Source organism: bacterium, from assembly GCA_029210965.1.
Taxonomy (GTDB): domain Bacteria; phylum BMS3Abin14; class BMS3Abin14; order BMS3Abin14; family BMS3Abin14; genus JALHUC01.
In genome coordinates, this window is sequence record JARGFZ010000087.1 from 1 (window position 1) to 2,484 (window position 2,484).

Below are 2,484 nucleotides of genomic sequence, written 5' to 3' on the forward strand. Positions count from 1 at the left end.
GCGTACCGGCTTTTGAGGGAGTTGGGCGACGAGGTTGGGGAACAATTCGCTGAAGCGGGGCTGGCGAACGAGCGCAGTTCGCCCCTGGCCGCCCGGAACGGTTCCATACTCGCTCACGGCTTTCAACCCGTTGGTGCTAATGTGTACCGTGAATTGCGGGCGAGGCTGAATAAGGTGATGGAGTTCAAGAATGAGTCGGATCACACGTGGTCCCTGCCTTCGATCCGGTAACCGGCTTGCAGAGCGAACCCGGTGACATGGTTGTGGCTGAACCCAAAGATATGGAAATGTTAACCGGAGCGATGATCCCTCCCATCCCCGCGCGGATGCTCAACGAGTTCGTGTACTGTCCGCGGCTCGGGTACCTCATGTGGGTGCAGGGGGAGTTCGAGCACAGCGCCGACACGGTGGAGGGGGGTATCAAGCACCGCCGGGTGGACAAAGGCGGCGGGTCCCTCCCAGAGGACCCGGGCGAGGAGGAGATCGTTCATGCGCGCTCGGTGAGCCTGGGTTCCGAGACCCTTGGGGTCACCGGCAAGATCGATCTGGTGGAAGGGGAGGGGAACAGGGTCACGCCGGTGGACTACAAGCGGGGTAAGCGCCCTCACGTTGAGGGCGGCGTCTACGACCCCGAGAAGGTCCAGTTATGCGCTTACGGGCTTTTGTTGAAAGAGCACGGGTTCGAGTGCGTGGAGGGGTTCATCTACTTCGTCGGGTCGAAGGAAAGGGTTCCGGTCCCTTTTGACGGCGCCCTGGTAAGCCGGACCATGGCCGCCATCGAGGAGTTCCGGAAAGTGGCTGCCGGGGACCGGATTCCGCCCCCCCTGGATGGGAGCCCGAAATGTGTCCGGTGCAGCCTGGTCGGGATCTGTCTCCCCGACGAGGTGGGGTTCCTCTCCCGTCGCGGCGTTGAGCCGCGCCCCATCTTCCCGTCCATCGAGCGCGGACTTCCCATGTATGTACAGTCCCCCAGAGGCTATGTCCGGAAGGACGGTGAACGGATGGTCGTCGAGGTGGCGAAGGAACAGGTGGCGGCGGCCGCCTACGGCGACGTTTCCCAGGTCGCCCTCTTCGGTCCGGCTTCCATGACCACTCCGGCCCTGCACGAATGCTTGCGGCGGGAGATCCCCGTCACCTGGTTCAGTTATGGGGGATGGTTCATGGGCCACACCTTCGGGAGCGGCCACAGAAACGTGACGACCCGGACGGCTCAGTACAGGGCGAGCTTTGATGATGGAAAGTGCCTCGATCTTTCCCGCCGCCTCGTTGCCGGCAAGATCGCCAACTGCAGAACGCTGCTGCGGCGGAACTGGAAAGGGGGTCCCGATGCGCTGCCCTCCCTCATGACCAGCATGCGTGGAGACGTAAGGCGGGCGGTAAGGGCCCCCTCCATCGAAAGCCTGCTCGGGGCCGAAGGTGGGGCGGCCGGCCGCTACTTTGCCAATTTCTCGGGAATGATGAACTGGAAGGATGAAGGCGAGGGGGGCTTCGATTTCAACGGAAGAAACCGAAGACCGCCCCGTGATCCCGTCAATGCCCTTCTTTCTTTCGCCTACGCCATGCTCGTGAGGGAATGGGTGGTGGCCCTTTCCGGCGTTGGATTGGATCCCTATCGCGGCTTTTATCATCAGCCCCGATTCGGGCGTCCGGCTCTTGCCCTGGACATGATGGAACCCTTTCGTCCTCTGGTTGCCGACTCGACCGTCCTGACGGCGATAAACAACGGTGAGGTCCGGGCCGGGGATTTTGTTCGTACCGCGGGCGCCTGCGCGCTGACTGAAAAGGGGCGGCGAAGTTTCATCGCGGCATTCGAAAGGAGAATGGGCCTGGAGGTAACCCATCCCATCTTCAAATACCGGATCAGCTACAGGCGGCTTTTAGAGGTGGAAGCGCGGCTTCTCGTCCGGTTTCTAATGGGGGAGTTAAAGCGGTACCCCGTTTTCATGACGCGGTGACCTATGGAGCGCCTGTTCATTGTCGCTTACGATATCCAGGACCCAAAACGCTGGCGCAGGGTTTTCAAGACCATGCACGGTTACGGGAAATGGCTGCAGCTTTCGGTGTTCCAGTGCCGGTTGAGCAGGATGCGCTATCTTCAGATGGAGGCTCTCCTGGGAGAGTTCGTCAATCAGAAAACGGACCACGTTCTGATCCTGGATATGGGCCCCGCGGATTCGGTCAAACCGCGCGTTCAGAGCATCGGGAGACCCTTTGAACCTGTTGAACGGATTCCTGTGATCGTTTGATGCCGGGATGCGGCGAGCGGTGACGTGCTGAATATATCCACGGGACCCCTCGAAGGATCGCAGCTCTTTGAAAAATAAACAGAATATCGTGAAAGGATCGGATCAGATATGATGTCAGCCGTATGGACGGTGAGCCGGAACGTTAACACCTCGCAGAACCCCTTGAAAAGCGTTATTTATCAATGTATTCTGCGAGGGCTCGATTCCGGGGCAGAGATGCCCCGGCCCCATTGAAGCC

At 60.3% G+C, this 2,484-nt stretch carries 3 protein-coding genes; all 3 read left to right on the forward strand.

Features of this window, described 5'->3' with window-relative positions; all coding sequences use genetic code 11:
* Positions 1-231 (forward strand): hypothetical protein (locus P1S59_14320; protein MDF1527403.1); only part of this gene is annotated, 231 nt, incomplete at its 5' end.
* Between the two features lie 26 nt (positions 232-257).
* A complete protein-coding gene (gene cas1 / locus P1S59_14325; protein ID MDF1527404.1) occupies positions 258-1,955 on the forward strand; it encodes a CRISPR-associated endonuclease Cas1 in 1,698 nt (565 codons plus the stop codon).
* Between the two features lie 3 nt (positions 1,956-1,958).
* Positions 1,959-2,246: a CRISPR-associated endonuclease Cas2 gene (gene cas2, locus P1S59_14330; GenBank protein ID MDF1527405.1), complete on the forward strand. Its 288-nt coding sequence runs from the start codon at positions 1,959-1,961 to the stop codon at positions 2,244-2,246.
* Positions 2,247-2,484: the final 238 nt, after the last annotated feature.